Source organism: Cellulosimicrobium sp. 22598 (genome assembly GCF_052044445.1).
Lineage (GTDB): Bacteria > Actinomycetota > Actinomycetes > Actinomycetales > Cellulomonadaceae > Cellulosimicrobium > Cellulosimicrobium cellulans_G.
On sequence record NZ_JBQEMZ010000002.1, the window covers coordinates 58,961 to 78,404 of the forward strand.

The window sequence follows — 19,444 nt, forward strand, 5'->3', positions numbered from 1 at the left end:
CGCTACGCCTCCGACCTCTCGTGACGGGGCAGGACACCGCCCGGGAGGGCCTCGTAGCGGTCGGGGACTGCCGTGAACGTCCCGCGCCCGCCGGTGAGGGAGCGCAGGTCGATGACGTAGCGGGTGAGCTCGGCCTCGGGGACGAGCGCGTCGACGCGGACGCGGCCGTCGGGCAGGGAGTCGGTCGCGGTGATGTGGCCGCGGCGCGCGGAGAGGTCGCCCATGACGTCGCCCTGCGCGTCGGACGGGACGGTCACGGACACGGCGGAGACGGGTTCCAGGACGACGGTGCCCGCGGCCGCGAGCGCCTCGCGCACCCCGACCCCGCCCGCGGTGCGGAACGCCATGTCGGAGGAGTCGACGGAGTGCGCCTTTCCGTCGAGCACCTCGACGCGCAGGTCGACGACCGGGTAGCCGTGCGGCCCGCCGCTCTCCATGGCCTCGCGCGCACCGCGCTCCACGGCGGGGAGGTACTGGCGCGGCACCGACCCGCCGACGACGGAGCTCACGAACTCGAACCCGTCACCGCGCGGGAGCGGCGACACCCGGAGCTGCACGACCGCGAACTGCCCGTGCCCGCCCGACTGCTTCTTCACCTTGCCCTCGACCTCGACGGCGCGCGTGACGGTCTCGCGGTACGCGACCTGGACGGGCTCGGTCGTGACGCGCACGCCGAACGAGCGTTCCAGCCGCTCGACCGCGACGGCGAGGTGCGTGTCGCCGAGGCCCCCGAGCACGGCCTGCGACCCGGTGAGGTCGACGTGCAGGGTCGGGTCCTCGGCGCGCAGGCGGGTGAGCGCGGCGGAGAGCTTGTCGTCGTCGGACTGGGACACCGGCCGCAGCGCGAGCGCGTAGACGGGTGCGCGCGACGGCAGGTCGCGCGCGGCGACGGGCATCCGTCGCCCTGCGAGCAGCGTCCCGGTCGCGGCGGCGGAGAGCTTCGCGACGGCGGCCACGTCACCGGCGACCACGCGGTCGACCGCGACGTGCTCGCGCCCGCGCAGCCGGAACAGACCGTGCACGCGGTCCTCGGCGCCGGTCGCGGTGCTCACGAGGCGGTCGCCCGTCGCGACGGACCCGGAGAGCACCTTGAACACCGACACCTGGCCCACGAACGGGTCGACGACCGTCCGGAACACGTGCACGAGCGCGTCCCCGGCAGGGTCGGCCGCGACCTCGGTCGTCGCGTCCGACGGGGAGCCGTCGGCGCCCGCCGACCCCGCGCCGTCGGGCAGCGCGACGACGGCCGCGCGGTCGGCGGGCGAGGGGCCGAGCTCGCACACGAGGTCGAGCACGCGGTCGACGCCGACGCCCGTCACCGCGGACGCGAGCAGGACGGGCACGGCCTCGCCCGTGAGCACCTCGTGCGCGAGCGTGCGCTCGAGGTCCGCCGCCCCGGGCTCGTCGCCCGCGAGGTACGCCTCGAGCTGGTCGTCGTCGTGCGTGACGATCTCCTCCACGACCTCGTCGTGCAGGGCGTGTTCCTCGTCGCGCACGTCCGCGGGGACGTTTTCCTCGTGGGTGCGGCCGTCGCCGTCGTACTCCCGGGCGCGCTCGGTGAGGACGTCGGCCACGCCGTGCAGCGACTGCTCCTCGCCGAGCGGGAGCTCGAGCGGCACGAACGGCGCGTCGAGCGCGCCGCGCAGCGCGCCGAGGACGGTGCGGAAGCTCGCCCGCGCGCGGTCCTCCTGGGAGACGACGACGAGGCGGGGGATCCCCGCCTCGTCGCAGCGCCGCCAGACCTCCTCCGTGCCCGACTGGAACCCGTCGACGGCGCTCACCACCACGACCGCGAGGTCGGCCACCGCGAGCGCCGCGTCCACGGACCCGGCGAAGTCCGGGGCCCCCGGGGTGTCGAGCAGGGTGACCTGGTGCGTGACGCCGTCGGGCGCCCGCCAGTCGAGGTGCGCGACGCCGAGGCTCACCGAGATGCCGCGCGCGACCTCCTCGGGCTCGTGGTCGCAGACGGTCGTGCCCTCCGCGACGGACCCGGCCCGCGGGATCGCGCCCGCGCGATGGAGGAACGCCTCCGCGAGCGTGGTCTTGCCCGACCCGCTGTGCCCGACGAGGGCGACGTTGCGGGTCGTGGCCGGGCCGGTGGACGTCGACGTCGTGGCCATGGCTGCCTCCTGGCGGCGGCGGGGCGCCGTGTCCCGCCACGTTCCAGGCTAGTGACGTCGCGCGGTTCGTGCCCGGGCCGGAGGTCCCGGCCCGGGCACGAGCCCTACAGGTGCAGGTCCGCGTAGACGCGCAGGGCGTCGCGCACGAACGTCGCGCCCTCGACCCCGCCGTAGTTCTTCGCGAACCGCTCGTCCGCCACGTACATGTCGCCGAGGCCGAGGACGTACTCCTTGACCGGTGCCGCACCGGCGCCCGGCGTGCCGGGGATCGCGCCGAGCCACTCGACGTGGCGGCGCGCGAGCGCCTGCGCCTCCTCGGAGGCCGGGTCGACGCCCCGCGCGGCCGCCGCGGCCCAGTCCTCGCCGAGCTCGCGGGCGCGGGCCTGCCACGCCGCCCGCTCGTCGTCGGACATCCCGCGCCACCAGGCGTCGCCGCGCGCGTACGCGTCCTTGCCCCAGCGGTCCTCGACCTCGTCCTTGTACTGCGTGTGGTCGAACCCGTCGAACATGTCGTCCGCCATGAGCTCGCCACCTCCTTCCATCGTGGTGATCGTCCGTTCGACCGACGCGATCTGTCGCGCCAGCCGCTGCCGCTCCGCCTGCAGCCACTCGAGGTGGCCGCGCAGGGCCCGCACCTGGGCGTCCCTGCCCGACGGCGGCCGGTCGCCCCGCTCCCCCGGGTCGCCGTCGAGCGCCTCCTGGATCGCGGGGAGCCCGAGGCCGAGGTCGCGCAGGAGCAGGATCCGCTGGAGCCGCACGAGCGCGTCGGCGTCGTAGTGGCGGTAGCCGTTGGACGCGACCCGGCTGGGGCGCAGCAGACCGACCGCGTCGTAGTGGCGCAGGGTCCGGCTCGTCGTGCCGGCGAGTCGCGCGACCTCCTGGATGGACCAGTCGGCCGTGCGCTCGCTCGTCGTTCCGGCGGCACGCATCTCCTGTCTCCTCTCACGGTCTCGGTGGCTCGGCGGTCGCCTCGTGCGGCAACGAGCACCACGCTAGAAGTTGACGCTACGTCAATGTCAACAGGTTGCCTCGGACATGGCCTTCCGGCACGGCAGGGCAGGGCCGACGGGCGTACCGTCGAGGGAGAGCGCCCGCGGGTGGGCGCGACGAGCACGGAGGCCGCCATGGCCACGACGCAGCAGGTACGGCAGCACTACGCCGGCAAGGACCTCGCGGCCCGCCTCCTCGCTGCGGCGGGAGCCGGCGACGGGCCGGTGACGGTCGACGCGCTCGCCCCGTACGACGAGCTCCACGCCGGGGGCGCGACGTCGACCACCGCCCTCCTCGACCTCCTCGGGCTCGCGCCGGGCACGGCGCTGCTCGACGTCGGCAGCGGGCTCGGCGGCCCGGCGCGGCTCGCCGCGCACCGGCACGGCTGCCAGGTCACCGGGGTGGACCTCAGCCCGGACTTCGTCGACGCCGCGCGCGAGCTCACCGCGCGGACGGGGCTCGCCGACCTCGTGACGTTCACGTTGGGCGACGGCGACCGGCTGCCGTGCGCGGACGCCTCGCACGACCGCGCGATGCTCGTCCACGTCGGCATGAACGTGCCGGACAAGGCGGCGCTCTTCACGGAGGTCCACCGCGTGGTGCGCCCCGGGAGCCCGTTCGGGCTGTTCGAGCAGATGCGGGTCGGACCGGGTGACCTGCCCTTCCCCCTGCCGTGGGCGGTCGACGCCGGGTCGTCGTTCGTCGAGACCCCCGACGACTACAGCCGCGCACTGGCGGCCGCCGGGTTCGACGTCCTGCGCGTCGAGGACCGGCGCGCGGCGCTCGCCGCCGGGGGCGGGCCCCGGCAGGACGGCCTCGTGGTCGTGTTCGGTGCGGAGTTCGTCACGCGGATCAGCAACAACGTCGCCGCGACGAGGGCGGGTCTGCTCGCGCCCGTCCTCGTCGTCGCCCGCGCCTGAGCGGCGACCCACCGTCCGCTCCGGCACGATCGGCCCGCGTCGCCGACGGCCGGCGGTGTCCGGTCAGGCGACGAGCGGCGCCCGGCGGAGCAGGACGGTCGCGAGCTCGGCCGGCGTCCTGACGACCGCCGTCGCGCCCGCCGCGGTCAGCTCACCCGGGCGCGCGTAGCCCCACGCGACCCCCACGCACGGGATCCCGTGGACGCCGGCGCCGAGGACGTCGTGCTCGCGGTCGCCGACCATGACCACGCGCCGGGCGGCGTCGAGCGACGCGAGCGCGTGCGCGACGACGTCCGCCTTGGCACTGCGCGAGCCGTCGAGCGTCGCGCCGAACACGTCGTCGAGGCCGCGGTCGAGGTGCGCGTCGAGCCCGAAGTGGGCGACGATCCGCCGCGCCATCGGCTCCGGCTTCGACGTCGCGACGGCGAGGCGCAGCCCGGCGCCGCGCAGTGCCGTCAGGCACGCGGGGATGCCGGGGTAGACCGCGTTGTCGAGGAGGTTCCCGGCCGCGTACACGTCACGGTAGGCGGCGACGGCGTCGGCCACGCGGTCGTGCGGCACGCCGTGCGCGGCGAACGAGTCCCCGAGCGGCGGGCCGACGAAGCCGCGGAGCACCGCCTCGGCGGGGACCGGGAGCCGCAGGACGCCGTACGCGTGCCGCACCGACGCGAGGATGCCGGGGGCCGAGTCCGTGAGCGTGCCGTCGAGGTCGAGCAGGACGAGGTCGTCGCGCGCGCTCATCCGGCAGGCGCCTCGTCGGCACCGTGACCCGAGGTCTCGCCCGGGCCCGCGGCACCGCCGGGGCCGGAGGTGCCGGGTCCGGTCGTCCCGGAGCCCACCACCGCAGCCGGGCCGCTGCGGCGGCCCACGACGAACCCGACCGCGCCTCCGACGAGCAGCGCGCCTGCGCCGGCGAGGAGCGCCGCGGTACCCAGCGGGTACGCCCCGCCGGGGACGAACGTGGTGCCGGACAGCGGCGCGTACGCGAACCATCCGGACGCCGTCGGGCGGCTCGCGACCCAGGTCGCGACGGCCAGCAGGGCGACCCCGACCAGGACGAGCGCCGCGAGGACCACGGTCGCGACGCTCGGACGGCGCGAGGGAGGGACGGACGAGGGCTGCTCAGGAGCGGTCACGCGGCCATGGTCCCGGGCGACGCCGCTCGCGGCAACCGTCGTCCGTACCCCGCCGGTTCCACGAGACGACCGCGTCCGGACCCGGCGACCGCGACCCTGTCGTGCACACGGCGCTGGTCGCGCTACTCGCCGACGGTTCCGTCGATCGCCTCGCGGAGCAGGTCGGCGTGGCCGTTGTGCCGGGCGTACTCCTCGATCATGTGGACGAGGATCCAGCGCAGGTTCCATCGCTCGCCCGTGTGGCGGTCCGCTCGCACGCTCAGCCGGTCGAGGCCACCGTCGGCGAGCGCGTCGTCGAGGATCGCGTCGGACGCCGCGACGGCGCGGTCGAACAGCATGCGCAGCTCCTCCGGGGAGTCGCCCGCCGCCGTCGTCCAGTCCCAGTCGCGGTCCTCGGCCCAGTCGGCGGTGTCGAACGGCGCCATGAGAGGGTCACCGAGCAGCACCTCGGAGAACCAGTTCGACTCCACGAACGCGAGGTGCTTGAGCAGCCCGCCGAGCGTCATCGACGAGGGCCGGAGCCGGTGGGAGAGCTCGGCCGCGTCGAGGCCCGCCGTCTTCCAGCGCAGCGTGTCGCGGTGGAAGTCGAGGAAGCCGCGCAGCGTAGCCACCTCGTCGGCGCTGACGGGCGGATCGGTGCGGTGGTCGGTCACGGCGCCACCCTAGCGGCGCCGGTAGCGCCCCGGCCGTACGTCGCCGGCCCCGCGGCGGGTCACGGCAGCTCCGCCTCCCACGCGAGCCACTTGCGCCGTACGGCCGCGTCGACGTCGACCCCCTGGGAGCGCGCGAGCAGGAGCAGGTGCGCCAGGACGTCGGCGACCTCGTCCGCGAGGGGCGAGGCCCCGCCGTCGTTCCCGGTGGCCCCGTCAGGGGCGGCTCCGGACGGCGGTGCGTCCCCGCGCGGGCGGGTGCGTCCCGTCGTGACGAGGAACGCCTGGGTGAGCTCCCCGACCTCCTCGGCGAGCTTGAGCATGAACCAGTCCGGGTCGCGCTCGACGCCGAACTTGCGCGCGTAGAGCGCCGAGACGGCCTCGACGCGCTCGCCGAGGCCGGAGACCGTGAGAGGCGCGTCGTCGTCCATCGGGCCAGTGAACCACCGGACGCCGCCGACCGTCCGGCAGCCGTCGTCCGCACCCGGCAGCACGGGGGGCAGGACCCGCGCGAGACGGACGGCAGCCCTACCGCACGGCGAGCGCGACGACGAGCAGCAGCACGGTCGCGACGATCTCCCCGATCCCGACGGCCCGCGGGCTCAGGGGCGGTCCCGGCAGCGCGGCCGCGCGCACCGTCGCCGCGGCGAGGAACGCCGTCGCCCACCACCACGAGGGGTCGTGCACGACGGCGACCACGCCCGCCGCGACGGTGACCGCCGCGTGGTATGCGACCGAGGCGACGACGTACGACCGCACGCCGCGCTCGCGGATCATCGTCTTGACGTAGAGCACGGTCCCGAACAGGTAGGCGAGCAGGAGCGCGGCGACGAGCCACACCACCACGGGGACCGCCAGCACGGGCGCGCCCGGGGGCCGGCACGCGGCGTACGCGACGACCGTCATGAGCGACGCCGCGACGGTCATCGCGCCGCCCGCGGCGACCGACCGCTCGGTGCGCTGGGCGGAGGCCCACAGCCCGAGCGCGAGGAACGGGACGAACGCGGGCGCCCAGAGCACGAGCGCCGGGTCGAGCACGAGCACGACCAGCCCGAGCGCCGCGGCGGTCGCGCCGTACGTGAGCATCGGGCGCCGGTAGCGCGGCCGACGACGCGACTTCAGCCAGAGCCCGGCCGCGAAGTAGGCGAGGTAGCCGACGAGCCACAGCGCACCGAGCGCGACCGTCACCGGCCGGAACCCGGCGTCCTGGATCCCCCGGACCGACCCGACGACGAACGGCAGGAGCAGCATCGGCCACGCGCCGTGCTGGTTCGGCACCCAGCCGGGGGGACGTCGGGACACGCCCCGAGGCTAGCGCCGCGACGCACGGTCCCGACCGCGAGAAATCCCCGTCGCGCCGGGCCTCAGGACCCGCCCCGACGGGACCAAGGTCCCGACCTGTCCCGCGCTCCCCGCCACGCCGGGGATCCGCGTCGCACGGGCCCCGCGGACTAGATATGGTGGCGCAGCCGTGATCTAGACCCCACATGTTGGGGTGCGGTCCGTCTCGCAACCCCTGCGGGACGCAGACGAGAACTCGGTGGGCAGAGGGGACGAGCGATGACCACCATCGAGCTCGACCAGGCAGCACCGCGCAGCACGACCGCCACGCTGGAGGTCCTCAAGCGCGACGGCCGTCGGCGGCCGTTCGACGACGGCCGCATCCGCGCCGCCGTGACGAGGGCCTTCGCGGAGGTGCACGGCGACCTCACGGCCGCGCACCGGAGCCGTGTCGACGAGGTCGTGGACCGCGTCGACGTGGAGATCGCCGCGCGGTTCGTCGGCACCGTGAAGATCTACGAGATCCAGGGCGTCGTCGAGCACGTGCTGCTCGGGTCGCACGAGTACGACGTCGCCCGCGCCTACATCGACTACCGCGTGCAGCGCGACTTCGCGCGCAGCCGGGCGACGGACCTCAACCACTCGATCGTGCGGCTGCTGGACAAGGACTCCACGGTCGTCAACGAGAACGCGAACAAGGACAGCGAGGTCTTCAACACCCAGCGCGACCTCACGGCCGGGACCGTGGGCAAGGCGATCGGGCTGCGGATGCTCCCGCCGCACGTCGCCAACGCGCACCAGAAGGGCGACCTGCACTACCACGACCTCGACTACCACCCCTACGCGCCCATGACGAACTGCTGCCTCATCGACTTCCGGTCGATGCTGTCGAGCGGCTTCCGGATCGGGAACGCGCAGGTGGAGCCTCCCCGCTCGATCCAGACCGCGACGGCGCAGATCAGCCAGATCATCGCCAACGTGTCCTCCAGCCAGTACGGCGGGTGCTCGGTCAACCGCATCGACGAGCTCCTCGCTCCCTACGCCGAGCGCAACCTGGAGAAGCACCTCGCGGACGCGCGCCGCTGGATCGCCGACGAAGCCGCGCACGAGGAGTACGCGCGCGAGAAGACGCGCAAGGACATCTACGACGCGATGCAGTCGCTGGAGTACGAGATCAACACCCTGTTCACGTCGAACGGGCAGACGCCGTTCACGTCGGTCGGGTTCGGGCTCGGCACGGGCTGGCTGGAGCGCGAGATCCAGCGCGCGATCCTCCAGATCCGGATCCGCGGCCTCGGGAGCGAGGGCCGCACCGCGATCTTCCCCAAGCTCATCTTCACGCTGCGCCGCGGCGTGAACCTCGACCCCGGCGACCCCAACCACGACCTCAAGCAGCTCGCGGTCGAGTGCGCGACGAAGCGCATGTACCCGGACGTGCTGTCGTACGACAAGATCGTCGAGCTCACCGGGTCGTTCAAGGTGCCCATGGGGTGCCGGTCGTTCCTCCAGGGCTGGCAGGACGAGCACGGCCAGGACGTCTCCGAGGGGCGCATGAACCTCGGCGTCGTGACGCTCAACCTGCCGCGCATCGCGCTCGAGGCGGCGGGCGACCTCGACACGTTCTGGCGACTGCTCGACGAGCGCCTGGAGACCGTGCACGACGCGCTCGTCTTCCGCATCGAGCGCTGCAAGGAGGCGACGCCGGGCAACGCGCCGATCCTCTACGTCCACGGGGCCTTCGGGGAGCGCCTCGCACCGGACGACGACGTCGACCGGCTCTTCCGCGACGGCCGCGCCACGGTGTCGCTCGGGTACATCGGGCTGTACGAGGTGGCCGCCGCGTTCTACGGCGGCGCCTGGGAGCACGACCCGCGGGCCAAGGAGCTGACGCTCGACGTGCTGCGGTCCCTGCACGCGCACGCCGCCGGGTGGACGGCGCGGCTCGGCTACCGGATCAGCGTCTACGCGACGCCGAGCGAGAGCCTCACCGACCGGTTCTGCCGCCTCGACCGGGAGCGGTTCGGCGCGGTGCCCGACATCACCGACAAGGACTACTACACGAACAGCTTCCACTACGACGTCCGCAAGAGCCCGACGCCGTTCGAGAAGCTCGACTTCGAGGCCGAGTACGCGCGGTACACATCCGGCGGGTTCATCCACTACTGCGAGTACCCCGTGCTCCAGCAGAACCCGAAGGCCCTGGAGGCGGTGTGGGACTACGCGTACGACCGCGTGGGCTACCTGGGCACGAACACGCCCATCGACCGCTGCTACGCGTGCGGGTTCACGGGCGACTTCGACCCGACCGCGCGCGGCTTCGCGTGCCCGTCGTGCGGCAACGCCGACCCGCGCACGTGCGACGTCGTGAAGCGCACGTGCGGGTACCTCGGCAACCCGCAGCAGCGCCCCATGGTGCACGGCCGCCACGCGGAGATCTCCGCGCGGGTCAAGCACCTGGCAGGACCGACACTGTCCACCGCGGACGACGGCGCGCCGACCGCACCGGGCCGGGCTGCGCCGTCGGGCACCGCGTAGGAGGGACGGTGGCACGCACCCCGGGCCCCGGCTGGCGCTCGGACCGCGTCAGCCGGGGGTACGTCGCGGACTACAAGCCGTTCGTCATGGTCGACGGCGAGGGCGTGCGTTGCTCGCTCTACGTGAGCGGCTGCCTGTTCGCGTGCGAGGGCTGCTTCAACGAGGCCGCGTGGAGCTTCCGCTACGGACGCCCCTACGACGACGCGCTGGAGGAGCGCGTCCTCGCCGACCTCGCGCACCCCGCCGTGCAGGGCCTCTCCCTGCTCGGCGGGGAGCCGTTCCTCAACACGGAGGTGTGCCTGCGGCTCGTCCGCCGGCTGCGCGCGGAGCACGGCGACCGCAAGGACGTGTGGTGCTGGACGGGCTACACCCTCGAGGAGCTGCGCACCGGCTCCCCCGACCAGCGCGCGCTGCTCGCCGAGGTCGACGTGCTCGTCGACGGCCGCTTCGAGCTCGCGCGCCGCGACCTCACCCTCGCGTTCCGCGGGAGCACCAACCAGCGCGTCCTCGACGCGCGCGCGTCGCTCGCGTCGGGCCACGCCGTCCCGTGGCCGCGCGTGCCCGACGCCGGACCCGCCGCGGGTGCGGACCTCGCCTCGTAGCGACCGACGAGACGGGAGAAGTGGCCCCTCCGGCCGGTGTCGGAGGGGCCACTTCTCCCGTCTCGTCGGGGCTCGGGCGCCGTCGGGGCTGGGCGGGTCAGGGAGCGGTGACGACGCGCACCGGGACGGTGCGAAAGCCCGCGACGGGCGCGGTCTCGCGCTCGGCCGGCCGCGCGTCGTCGTGCACGACCGTGCCCGCGCGCAGGAGGCGGCGGACGAGGACGCGCAGCTCGAGCGTCGCGAGCAGGCGGCCCGGGCACGCGTGCGGACCCGTCCCGTAGACGAGGTTGCGGTCGGCGTGGCCCTCCGGGTCGTACGCGGCCGGGTCGTCGAACGCCTCCGGGTCGCGGTTGGCCGCGCGCCAGTCGAGCACGACCTGCTCGCCCGCGGCGACGGGGCACCCGGCCACGACGGTGTCGCGCGTCGCGACGCGCCGGTTGGACACGAACGGGTCGTCGAGGCGCAGGATCTCGTCGACCGCCGCGTCGAGCGCGGCGTCCGGGGCGTCGCGCAGGTGGCGCTGGTGCTCGGGGTGCTCGGTCAGCCAGTGCACGACGACGCCCGCGCACAGGGCGAGCGAGGACAGGTCTCCCCCGGTCCAGTTGCGCAGGATCGAGACGAGCTCCTCGTCCGTCCAGGCCGGGCGGCCGTCGTCGTGCTGGGCGAGCAGCCGGGCGGTGACGTCGGGACCGGTCGCGGGGTCGCGCTCCGGGCCGGTCGGTGCCGGTCCGACCGTCGCGCCGGCGCGGCGCGCGTCGAGCAGGCCGCGGACGATGCGGTCGAAGCGCGCGGCGACACGACCCGTCCAGGCGCGGTCGCCGGAGCGGGTCGCGGCACGGTTCTCCGCGACCCAGTCGAGCAGCTCGGCCTCGAGGTCGGCGGGCCAGCCGAGCCACGCCGACTGGGCGCGCACGGCGTAGCGGGCGCCGAGCTCGACGGCGTCGAACGGGCCGCCCGCGACGTCGTCGACCAGCCCGGCGGCGAGGTCGTCGAGCACCGGGGCGAGCCACGCGAGCTCGTCCGGGGCGAAGAACGGGTCGAGGAGCCGGCGCGCCCGCGCGTGCTCCGCGCCGTCGAGCCCGTTGGGCACCTGCAGGTGGGCCGACGCCGCGCTGGAGAAGAGGACGGGGTCCTGCGCCGCCGCGACGACCTCGGCGTGCCGCCGCACGACCACCCTCCCCGCGCGGTCCCGCGTCCCCTGCGCCGTCCGGGTGTCGCTCACCTGTGGCCTCCTGTCGCGCCGTCCGCCCGGATCGGCCGGGCCCCTGCGAGCGTACGACCGCCCGAGTAGCGCCTCGCGGCGAACACCGCGAGGACGGGCACGACGTCCGCCCGACCCGGGACGAACGTCCTCGGTCGAACCCGGGGTCGCTCCCCACGACGGTGTCGCGGTGGGGAGCGGTCCCGGGTTCGCCGCGAGGGTCAGACCGTCTTGCGGGTGCGGCGGATGCCGATCCAGAGGCCGACGACGCACGTCACCGCCGCGGCGACGAAGCCCCACAGCACGTCGGGGTCCGCGAACCTCCCGGCGAGCAGCGCGCGCTCCGCGTCGACGATGTACGTCAGCGGGTTGAACAGCGCCGCCGTGCGCATCCACGCCGGCCCGGCCTCGAGCGGCAGCATCATCCCGGAGAGGATGAGCAGCGGGAACAGCAACGATTGCTGCACGCCCCAGAACAGCCACTCGCGGTTCTTCGCGGCGAGCGCGAGCGCGATCGACAGCGCGCCCACGCCGATGCCGAACAGCCCGAGCAGCAGCAGCCCGACGAGCAGGTGCAGCGGGTAGAGCGTGAACCCGAACGGGACGCAGACGAGCGCGATGAGCAGGCCCTGCACGACGAGCGGCGCGAACTCCTTGAGCGAGCGGCCGACGAGGATCGCGGACCGGTCGAGCGGGGTCGCGAGGACGCGCTCGTAGGAGCCGGTCATCATCTCGTACAGCAGGTTCGACCCGCTCATGGAGGTGCCGAACAGCGAGATCATGACGATCACGCCGGGCACGAACCACTGCAGCGTCTCCGCCGTCGACCCGCCGCCGCCGGGCGCTCCACCCCCGAACCCGCCGACCGCGCCCGTGAGCAGCGGGCCGAACAGGCCGAGGAAGATCAGCGGCTGCAGCAGCGAGAAGATCAGCGTGAAGGGATCACGCAGGACGAGCAGGATCTCGCGCGTGAAGACGGCCCAGGTGTCGGCGAGGAACTTCGCGGCCCCGGTCCGCATCACCGCGTCGGTGCCGGGCGTCGTCCGGCTCGCCGGGGACGACAGGTCGGTGCGCGTGCTCATGCGGCCTCCTCTCGCAGGCTGCGCCCGGTGAGGTTGAGGAACACGTCGTCGAGGCTCGCCTGCTTGAGCTCGGCCGAGCGGACGGCCAGGCCGCCGACGCGCAGCGCCTCGATGGCCTCGGGCAGCCGGTCGGCGCCGTGGGTCGTGGAGATCCGGACGGACACGACGCCGTCGGCGCCGCTCGTGCTCTCGACCTGGCCCACGTCCTCGGCGAGGGACGCGCGGACGCGGCCGACGACGTCGGGCACCGCGACCGGCCCTTCGCCGGGGACGCTGCTCCCGCCCGCCGCGGGGACCACCGCGAGCGTGATGACGTCGTCGGCGTGGCTGTGCTTGAGCGCGTCCGGCGTGGCGTCGGCGATGATCTCGCCGTGGTCGATGACGACGACGCGCTCGGCCATGCTGTCGGCCTCGTCGAGGTAGTGCGTGGTGAGGACGATCGTCATGCCGTACCGCTCGCGCATCGCGGCGATGTGCTCCCACAGGTTGGCGCGGGCGTGGGGGTCGAGGCCGGTCGTCGGCTCGTCGAGGAACAGCAGCGGCGGGTGGTTCATGAGCCCCAGCGCGACGTCGAGCCGGCGCCGCTGCCCGCCGGAGAGCGACTGGACCGTGCGCTTCTCGAGCCCGCCGAGGTCGAGCGCGGCGAGCAGGTCGGCGGCGCGCCGCGCGTACTCGGCGGGCGGCAGACCGTAGAACCGGCCCTGGTTGTGCAGCTCGTCGAGCACGCGGTAGGAGTACCCGCCGCCGTTGCCCTGGCCGATGAAGCCGATGCGGGAGCGGACCCGGGCCGGGTCGCGGGCGACGTCGTAGCCGGCGACCTCGGCGGTCCCGGCGGTCGGTTCGAGGAGGCTCGTCAGCATCCTCAGGGTCGTGGACTTGCCGGCCCCGTTGGGACCGAGGAAGGCGACGAGCTCGCCCTCCCGGACGTCGACGTCGATGCCCTTGACGGCTTCGACGGTCTCTTTCTTGCGATGGAAGGTCTTGGTCAGGCCACGGGCTCGGATCACCGGAGCCACCCTTTCGTACGCCGTACCGAAATTGACGATCCACGTTAGCATACGGTGTACGGGAACAGGCAAGCTTTTGTCCCGCCGGGCTCCTCCGGGCGGGACGCGACCGAAGTCGGGGAGGATACGCACGTGACGACCGACCGCACCGACGAGCGCGACGGCGACCTCGCGCCGTCGGGCACCCCGCAGACCTCGCCCGCGCCCCCGGAGCCGGAGGAGCCGGAGCGACCGCGCGGCGTCGTCGCGGCCGCGGACGCCGGGGTCGCCTCCGCCGTGCAGGCCGCGGAGCACGCACGGGCCCAGTTCACCGAGGTCGTCCGGACGCCCGAGATCACGCGCCGCCTCGCGCTCCTGTGGGACCCGCCCGCGCCCGCGACGCGCGGGCGCAAGCCGCGCCTCACGCTCGACGACGTCGTGAAGGCCGGGACCGCCGTCGCGCAGGAGGGCGGGCTCGACGCGCTGTCGATGCGACGCGTCGCGACCGAGCTCGGCGTCGGGGCGATGTCGCTGTACACCTACGTACCCGGCCGCACCGAGCTCGTCGACCTCATGATCGACCGCGCGTACGCCGAGCTCGACCTGCCGGCGGCGGGAGCCCCGTGGCGGCCCGCGCTGGCGCAGTACGCGCACGAGCTGTGGAACCTCTACCTGCGCCACCCCTGGATCCTGCAGACCAACATGTGGCGCGCCCCGCTCGCGCCGCACGTCCTCGACGCCCAGGAGGCAGGGCTGCGCACGATCGTCGACACCGGCCTCTCCGAGCTCCAGGTCGTCGACACGCTCGGCCTCGTCGACAACTACGTCCAGGGCCTCGCGCGCGCCACGATCGCCGAGCGGACCGAGCGCGACGCGACCGGCGTCGGCAACGACGAGTACTGGACGACCCTCGGCAGCTTCTGGGAGGACTGGTTCGACGTCGAGCGCTACCCCGTCATGACCCGCGTCTACGTCGCGGGCGGCTTCGACGCCCCGCAGGGCCCCTTCGACGCGAGCCTCGACCGCCTCCTCGACGCCGTCGAGATGGCGATCGACCGCGCGAACACCCCCGAGCCGACGTAGAGCCCTGGTCCGCCGAGGTAGAGCCCCGGTCGGCCGAGGTAGAGCCCCGGTCCGCCGAGGTAGAGGTCTGGTCCGCCGAGGTAGAGGTCTGGTCGCACCGCGGTAGCGGCTGACGCGCGGGCGCCACCCCTGGCAGGATCGACCCATGGATCCCCGCGCCGGCACCCCCGCCCAGCCCAGCGACCTCATCGACGTCGACGCCGTGGTCGGCGCCTACTACGACCTCACCCCCGACGTCGACGACCCTGCCCAGAAGGTCGTGTTCGGCACGTCGGGCCACCGCGGGTCGAGCCTCGACCACGCGTTCAACGAGGCGCACATCATTGCGATCACCGCCGCGATCGTCGAGTACCGCCGCTCGCAGGGCACCGACGGGCCGCTGTTCATCGGGCGCGACACGCACGCGCTGTCGCTCCCCGCGTGGCAGACCGCGCTCGAGGTCCTCGTCGCCGCGGGCGTCCAGACCTATGTCGACGCGCGCGACTCGTTCACCCCCACCCCCGCCGTCTCGCAGTCGATCCTCCTGCACAACGAGGCGACGACGGTCGACGGCGTCCGCACCACCGGGCCCGGGCTGGCGGACGGGATCGTCGTGACGCCGTCGCACAACCCCCCGCGCGACGGCGGCTTCAAGTACAACCCGCCGCACGGCGGCCCCGCCGGCTCGGAGGCGACCGGCTGGATCGCGGACCGCGCCAACGAGATCCTGCGCACCGGCGTCGGCAGCGTGCCGCGCGTGCCGCTGACCCAGGCGCTCACGTCCGAGCACGTGCACAAGCACGACTTCCTCACCACGTACGTCGACGACCTGGCGAACGTCCTCGACCTCGACGCGATCCGCGACTCCGGCGTGCGGATCGGCGCCGACCCGCTGGGCGGCGCGTCGGTCGAGTACTGGGGCGAGATCGGCGAGCGGTACGGGCTCGACCTCACGGTCGTGAACCCGCAGGTCGACCCGCGCTGGGCGTTCATGACGCTCGACTGGGACGGGAAGATCCGCATGGACTGCTCGTCGCCGTACGCGATGGCGTCGCTCGTCGCGGGGATGACCGGCGACTCCGGCGACGCCGAGGGCGGCGCGCCGTTCGACGTCGCGACCGGGAACGACGCCGACTCCGACCGCCACGGGATCGTCACGCCCGACGCCGGGCTCATGAACCCGAACCACTACCTCGCCGTCGCGATCCAGTACCTCTACGGCGGCGCGCGCGAGGGCTGGCGCGACGACGCCGCGATCGGCAAGACGCTCGTGTCGTCCGCGCTCATCGACCGGGTCGCGGGCGGCCTCGGGCGGCGCCTCGTCGAGGTGCCGGTCGGGTTCAAGTGGTTCGTGCCCGGCCTGCTCGACGGGACCGTCGGGTTCGGCGGCGAGGAGTCGGCCGGGGCGTCGTTCCTGCGCAAGGACGGCCGCGTCTGGTCGACCGACAAGGACGGCCTCCTCCTCGCACTGCTCGCGTCGGAGATCATCGCGACGACGGGTCGCACGCCGTCCGAGCACCACCGCGACCTCGTCGAGCGCTACGGCGAGTCCTGGTACGCGCGCGTCGACGCGCCCGCCACGCTCGAGGAGAAGGCCACGCTCGGCAAGCTCTCGCCCGAGCAGGTCACCGCGACCGAGCTCGCGGGCGAGCCGATCACCGCGAAGCTCACGAACGCGCCCGGCAACGACGCCCCGATCGGCGGGCTCAAGGTGACGACCGAGAACGCGTGGTTCGCGGCCCGGCCGTCGGGCACGGAGAACGTCTACAAGATCTACGCCGAGTCGTTCGTCTCCGCCGAGCACCTGACCCAGGTCCAGGCCGAGGCGAAGGACGTCGTCTCCGCGGCTCTCGGGAGCTGACGACCCCGCCGAGGTACCAGGGCTCTACCTCGCGAGGGGCTAGGTCGCGCGACGGCGTTCGCGCGCGTCCCACGTGTCCGTCGCGACGCGCTGGGCGTCGCGGAGCGCGCGGGCGGGGTCGACGCCCTTCGGGCAGACCTGCGTGCACGCGCCGACCTGGATGCACGGCCAGACGCCGAACTCGGTGTCGAGCACGTCGGCGCGGTCGAGCTCGCCCGCGTCGCGCGAGTCCTCGTCCCAGCGACGCGCCGTCGCGACGACGGCCGGGCCGAGGAAGTCGGGCGCGACGTCGAGCTGCGGGCACGCGGCGTAGCAGAGCATGCAGTCGATGCACTCGGCGAAGCCCTTGAACGCGGCGAGCTCGCCCGGCGTCTGCCGGTGACCCGACGCCGGTCCGTGCGCCCGCAGCACATCGCCGCCGTCCGGCGTCCGCGAGCCGTCGACGCCCTCGCCCACCTCGACCCCGACGCCGGCCCCCGCCCCGGCGGCTCCAGCCCCGGCCCCGGCCCCCGCCCCGGCTGCGCCCGAGGGCGGGTCGACGAGCGGGAGGCGCGTGGCGCCGTCGGGCACGAGCCAGGGCTGCACGGAGGCGAGCTTGCCGAGGAACGTGTCGGTGTCGACGACGAGGTCGCGCAGCACCTCGGCGTGCGCGAGCGGCTCGACGACGAGGCCGGACGTGCGGTAGCCGCGCACGAACGTCTCGCAGCCGAGCACCGGGCGGCCGTTGACCATGACGCCGCAGCTCCCGCAGACGGCCATCTTGCACGACCACCGGAACGTCAGCGTGGGGTCGGCGTGGTCCTTGACCCACTGGAGCGCGTCGAGCACGGAGGTGCGGTCGTCGTAGGGCACGTCGAACACGTCCCGCCGCCCGGTGTCCGCGCCGTCGGGCGACGTCCGCGCGACCTCCAGCCGCACCCTGCGCCCCTCGACCGGCGACTCTGCCTCGCTCACAACCCCGCCCCCTCGTCCGCCGAGAACGACGTGGGGGTCGTTCTCGGGCTCTTTCCGACCCTCAGGTCGTGTTCGGCTCCCACGGGGCGCGGCGCGGCGACCGCACCCACGGGGACGTGCTCTACCTCCAGCGTGCCGTCCACGCCCAGCCGGGCCTCCGAGTGGTGTGCCACCGGCTCGCGCTCCGGGAAGTCGAGGCGCTGGTGCGCGCCGCGGGACTCCTCGCGCGCGAGCGCGGCGGCGACGGTCGCGTGCGCGACGAGCAGGGTCGCGCCGAGCTCGACGGTCGTCGCCCAGTCGGTGTTGAGCACGGCGCTGGTGTCGGCGACGCGCACGTCGGCGTACCGGGCGCGGAGGTCCTCGACCGCCGCGAGCGCCCGCCGCAGCCCGTCGGCGTCACGGTAGATCCCGGCGTCGGCGTCGAGGACGCGCCCGAGCTCGGCCCGGATCGCGGCGGGCGGCTCGGTCCCGCGGCCCCGCATCGCGAGGTAGCCGTCGGCGATCTCGGCGGCTCGGTCGACCACCGCCCCGTCCGCCGACGCCGGACCGACGCCGGCCCCGGCACCCGCCGCGCCGCCGTCGGCCCCCGGGTGCCCGACCGACCGCGCCCACGCGAGCGCCGCCTCGCCCGCCGCGCGCCCGACGACGAGGGTCTCGACGAGCGAGTTGGACCCGAGCCGGTTGGCGCCGTGCAGGCCGGTGGACGCGCACTCCCCCGCGGCGAACAGCCCGGCGACGGCGGTCGTGCCGCGCGCGTCGGTGCGGATGCCGCCCATCGTGTAGTGCGCCGTCGGGCGGACGGGGACGGGCTCGGTCACCGGGTCGACGCCCGCGAACTGTCGGGCCAGGCCGGTCACGAGCGGCAGCCGCTCGGCGAGGCGCTCCTTGCCGAGGTGGCGCAGGTCGAGCAGGACGACGCCGCCGTCGGGCGTCGGGATGGTGCGGCCGTCGCGGTCGGCGTGCCAGAACGCCTGCGAGAGCCGGTCGCGCGGCCCGAGCTCCATGGTGCGCGGCACCGGCGCCCCGACGGGCGTCTCCGGGCCGAGCCCGTAGTCGGCGAGGTAGCGGCGGCCGTCGGCGTCGAGCAGCACGCCGCCCTCGCCGCGGGCGGCCTCCGTGAGCAGGATGCCGCTGCCCGGCAGGCCGGTCGGGTGGAACTGGAGGAACTCCATGTCGCGCAGCGGCACGCCCGCCCGCAGCGCCATCGCGGTGCCGTCGCCCGTGCAGATGCCCGCGTTCGTGCTGGTCCCCCACGCGCGCGCCGAGCCGCCCGTCGCGAGGACCACCGCGGGCGCCTCCAGGAGCAGCGGCTCGCCGCGGTGCTGGTCGTGCACGACGACGCCGCGCACCCGCGCGTCCGGCCCGTCCGGGTCGTCGACCACGAGGTCGAGCACGTGGTGCTCGTCGTACCGGCGGACCGGGCCGTCCGCGCCCGAGTAGCGCAGCGACGCCTGGAACAGGGTGTGCAGGAGGTGGAAGCCGGTCTTGTCGGCCGCGAACCAGGTGCGCGCCCGGCTCATGCCGCCGAACCGGCGGACGGCCACGTCGCCGTCGTCCGTGCGCGACCACGGCAGGCCCCAGCGCTCCAGGCGGTACAGCTCGCCCGCCGCGCGCTCGACGACGAACCGGACGGACTCCTCCTCGCACAGCCCCGCGCCGCCGGCGAGGGTGTCGGCGACGTGCTGCTCGAGCGAGTCGTCGTCGCCCACCACGCCCGCGGCCCCGCCCTCCGCGGCGACGGTGTGCGAGCGCATCGGGTAGACCTTCGAGACGAGCGCGACGACGGGCGAGCGGCGGTCGTCCTGGCCCGCGGCCTCCGCGATCGCGAGCGCGGCACTGAGACCTGCGCCACCGCCACCCACGACGACGACGTCGGCGCGCTCGACCCGCAGGGCACTCACGCGCACCCCCACGGTGCGGACGTCGCGGGGCGAACGCGCAGGTCCGCGCACGCGGGAGGGGCCGGGGAGAAGGAGCGGCGAGGCATAGGGGAAGGGTCCTCGCGCCCCGGCCGCGGCGCAACAGGCGAAGGTCCCGGGCCGTCTCATGGGCACCGCTCCCCAT

17 protein-coding genes are annotated in these 19,444 nt (G+C 74.7%); 5 read left to right on the forward strand and 12 right to left on the reverse strand.

Annotation, left to right across the window (positions count from 1 at the left end; translation table 11 throughout):
- Window positions 1–2: 2 nt before the first annotated feature.
- On the reverse strand, window positions 3–2,120 hold the full coding sequence (locus tag ACTJIY_RS02755; RefSeq protein ID WP_440675016.1) for an elongation factor G: 2,118 nt from the start codon (window positions 2,118–2,120) through the stop codon (window positions 3–5).
- 104 nt (window positions 2,121–2,224) lie between these two features.
- Window positions 2,225–3,049 carry a MerR family transcriptional regulator gene (locus ACTJIY_RS02760; RefSeq protein WP_439158601.1) on the reverse strand — a complete coding sequence of 275 codons (825 nt, stop codon included), beginning with the start codon at window positions 3,047–3,049 and terminating at the stop codon, window positions 2,225–2,227.
- A 195-nt stretch (window positions 3,050–3,244) separates the two neighbouring features.
- Here ACTJIY_RS02760 and ACTJIY_RS02765 point away from each other — a divergent pair, with 195 nt between their 5' ends.
- Entirely contained in the window at window positions 3,245–4,030 is a 786-nt protein-coding gene (locus ACTJIY_RS02765; protein ID WP_440675017.1) for an SAM-dependent methyltransferase, read from the forward strand.
- 63 nt (window positions 4,031–4,093) lie between these two features.
- On the opposite strand, the gene ACTJIY_RS02770 is transcribed toward ACTJIY_RS02765, so the two are convergent.
- From ACTJIY_RS02770 to ACTJIY_RS02790, 5 genes are all read right to left on the reverse strand, one after another.
- Window positions 4,094–4,771, reverse strand: a complete 678-nt coding sequence (locus tag ACTJIY_RS02770; RefSeq protein WP_440675018.1) for an HAD family hydrolase — start codon at window positions 4,769–4,771, stop codon at window positions 4,094–4,096.
- Window positions 4,768–5,166 carry a hypothetical protein gene (locus tag ACTJIY_RS02775; RefSeq protein ID WP_253052272.1) on the reverse strand — a complete coding sequence of 133 codons (399 nt, stop codon included), beginning with the start codon at window positions 5,164–5,166 and terminating at the stop codon, window positions 4,768–4,770. Before ACTJIY_RS02775 ends, ACTJIY_RS02770 begins: the two co-directional genes overlap by 4 nt.
- A 122-nt stretch (window positions 5,167–5,288) precedes the next feature.
- Complete coding sequence (locus ACTJIY_RS02780) at window positions 5,289–5,819, reverse strand: DinB family protein (RefSeq protein ID WP_440675019.1); 531 nt, start codon at window positions 5,817–5,819, stop codon at window positions 5,289–5,291.
- Between the two features lie 59 nt (window positions 5,820–5,878).
- Window positions 5,879–6,247 carry a MazG nucleotide pyrophosphohydrolase domain-containing protein gene (locus tag ACTJIY_RS02785; protein ID WP_253052269.1) on the reverse strand — a complete coding sequence of 123 codons (369 nt, stop codon included), beginning with the start codon at window positions 6,245–6,247 and terminating at the stop codon, window positions 5,879–5,881.
- Between the two features lie 97 nt (window positions 6,248–6,344).
- The gene (locus tag ACTJIY_RS02790; protein WP_440675020.1) at window positions 6,345–7,118 is read right to left on the reverse strand and encodes a YwiC-like family protein; all 774 of its coding nucleotides are present in this window, start codon (window positions 7,116–7,118) and stop codon (window positions 6,345–6,347) included.
- A gap of 258 nt (window positions 7,119–7,376) precedes the next feature.
- On the opposite strand from ACTJIY_RS02790, the gene nrdD reads away from it, so the two are divergent.
- The gene (gene nrdD, locus ACTJIY_RS02795; RefSeq protein ID WP_440675021.1) at window positions 7,377–9,632 is read left to right on the forward strand and encodes an anaerobic ribonucleoside-triphosphate reductase; all 2,256 of its coding nucleotides are present in this window, start codon (window positions 7,377–7,379) and stop codon (window positions 9,630–9,632) included.
- Between the two features lie 8 nt (window positions 9,633–9,640).
- Window positions 9,641–10,234 (forward strand): anaerobic ribonucleoside-triphosphate reductase activating protein, encoded by a 594-nt coding sequence (gene nrdG, locus ACTJIY_RS02800; RefSeq protein ID WP_253052263.1) that lies wholly within the window; start codon window positions 9,641–9,643, stop codon window positions 10,232–10,234.
- 97 nt (window positions 10,235–10,331) lie between these two features.
- Here nrdG and ACTJIY_RS02805 read toward each other — a convergent pair whose 3' ends face one another.
- The 3 genes from ACTJIY_RS02805 to ACTJIY_RS02815 form a co-directional block, all read right to left on the reverse strand.
- Window positions 10,332–11,456, reverse strand: a complete 1,125-nt coding sequence (locus ACTJIY_RS02805) for a cytochrome P450 (RefSeq protein ID WP_353707340.1) — start codon at window positions 11,454–11,456, stop codon at window positions 10,332–10,334.
- A gap of 200 nt (window positions 11,457–11,656) precedes the next feature.
- Complete coding sequence (locus tag ACTJIY_RS02810) at window positions 11,657–12,517, reverse strand: ABC transporter permease (RefSeq protein ID WP_374614844.1); 861 nt, start codon at window positions 12,515–12,517, stop codon at window positions 11,657–11,659.
- Window positions 12,514–13,524 (reverse strand): ABC transporter ATP-binding protein, encoded by a 1,011-nt coding sequence (locus tag ACTJIY_RS02815; RefSeq protein WP_253052257.1) that lies wholly within the window; start codon window positions 13,522–13,524, stop codon window positions 12,514–12,516. Before ACTJIY_RS02815 ends, ACTJIY_RS02810 begins: the two co-directional genes overlap by 4 nt.
- 132 nt (window positions 13,525–13,656) lie before the next feature.
- On the opposite strand from ACTJIY_RS02815, the gene ACTJIY_RS02820 reads away from it, so the two are divergent.
- The gene (locus ACTJIY_RS02820; RefSeq protein ID WP_253052252.1) at window positions 13,657–14,586 is read left to right on the forward strand and encodes a TetR/AcrR family transcriptional regulator; all 930 of its coding nucleotides are present in this window, start codon (window positions 13,657–13,659) and stop codon (window positions 14,584–14,586) included.
- A gap of 145 nt (window positions 14,587–14,731) precedes the next feature.
- Window positions 14,732–16,426, forward strand: a complete 1,695-nt coding sequence (pgm, locus tag ACTJIY_RS02825) for a phosphoglucomutase (alpha-D-glucose-1,6-bisphosphate-dependent) (protein WP_253052250.1) — start codon at window positions 14,732–14,734, stop codon at window positions 16,424–16,426.
- A gap of 39 nt (window positions 16,427–16,465) precedes the next feature.
- Here pgm and ACTJIY_RS02830 read toward each other — a convergent pair whose 3' ends face one another.
- Window positions 16,466–17,380, reverse strand: a complete 915-nt coding sequence (locus ACTJIY_RS02830) for a 2Fe-2S iron-sulfur cluster-binding protein (RefSeq protein ID WP_440673399.1) — start codon at window positions 17,378–17,380, stop codon at window positions 16,466–16,468.
- On the reverse strand, window positions 17,377–19,281 hold the full coding sequence (locus ACTJIY_RS02835; RefSeq protein ID WP_440673398.1) for an FAD-binding protein: 1,905 nt from the start codon (window positions 19,279–19,281) through the stop codon (window positions 17,377–17,379). Before ACTJIY_RS02835 ends, ACTJIY_RS02830 begins: the two co-directional genes overlap by 4 nt.
- Window positions 19,282–19,444: the final 163 nt, after the last annotated feature.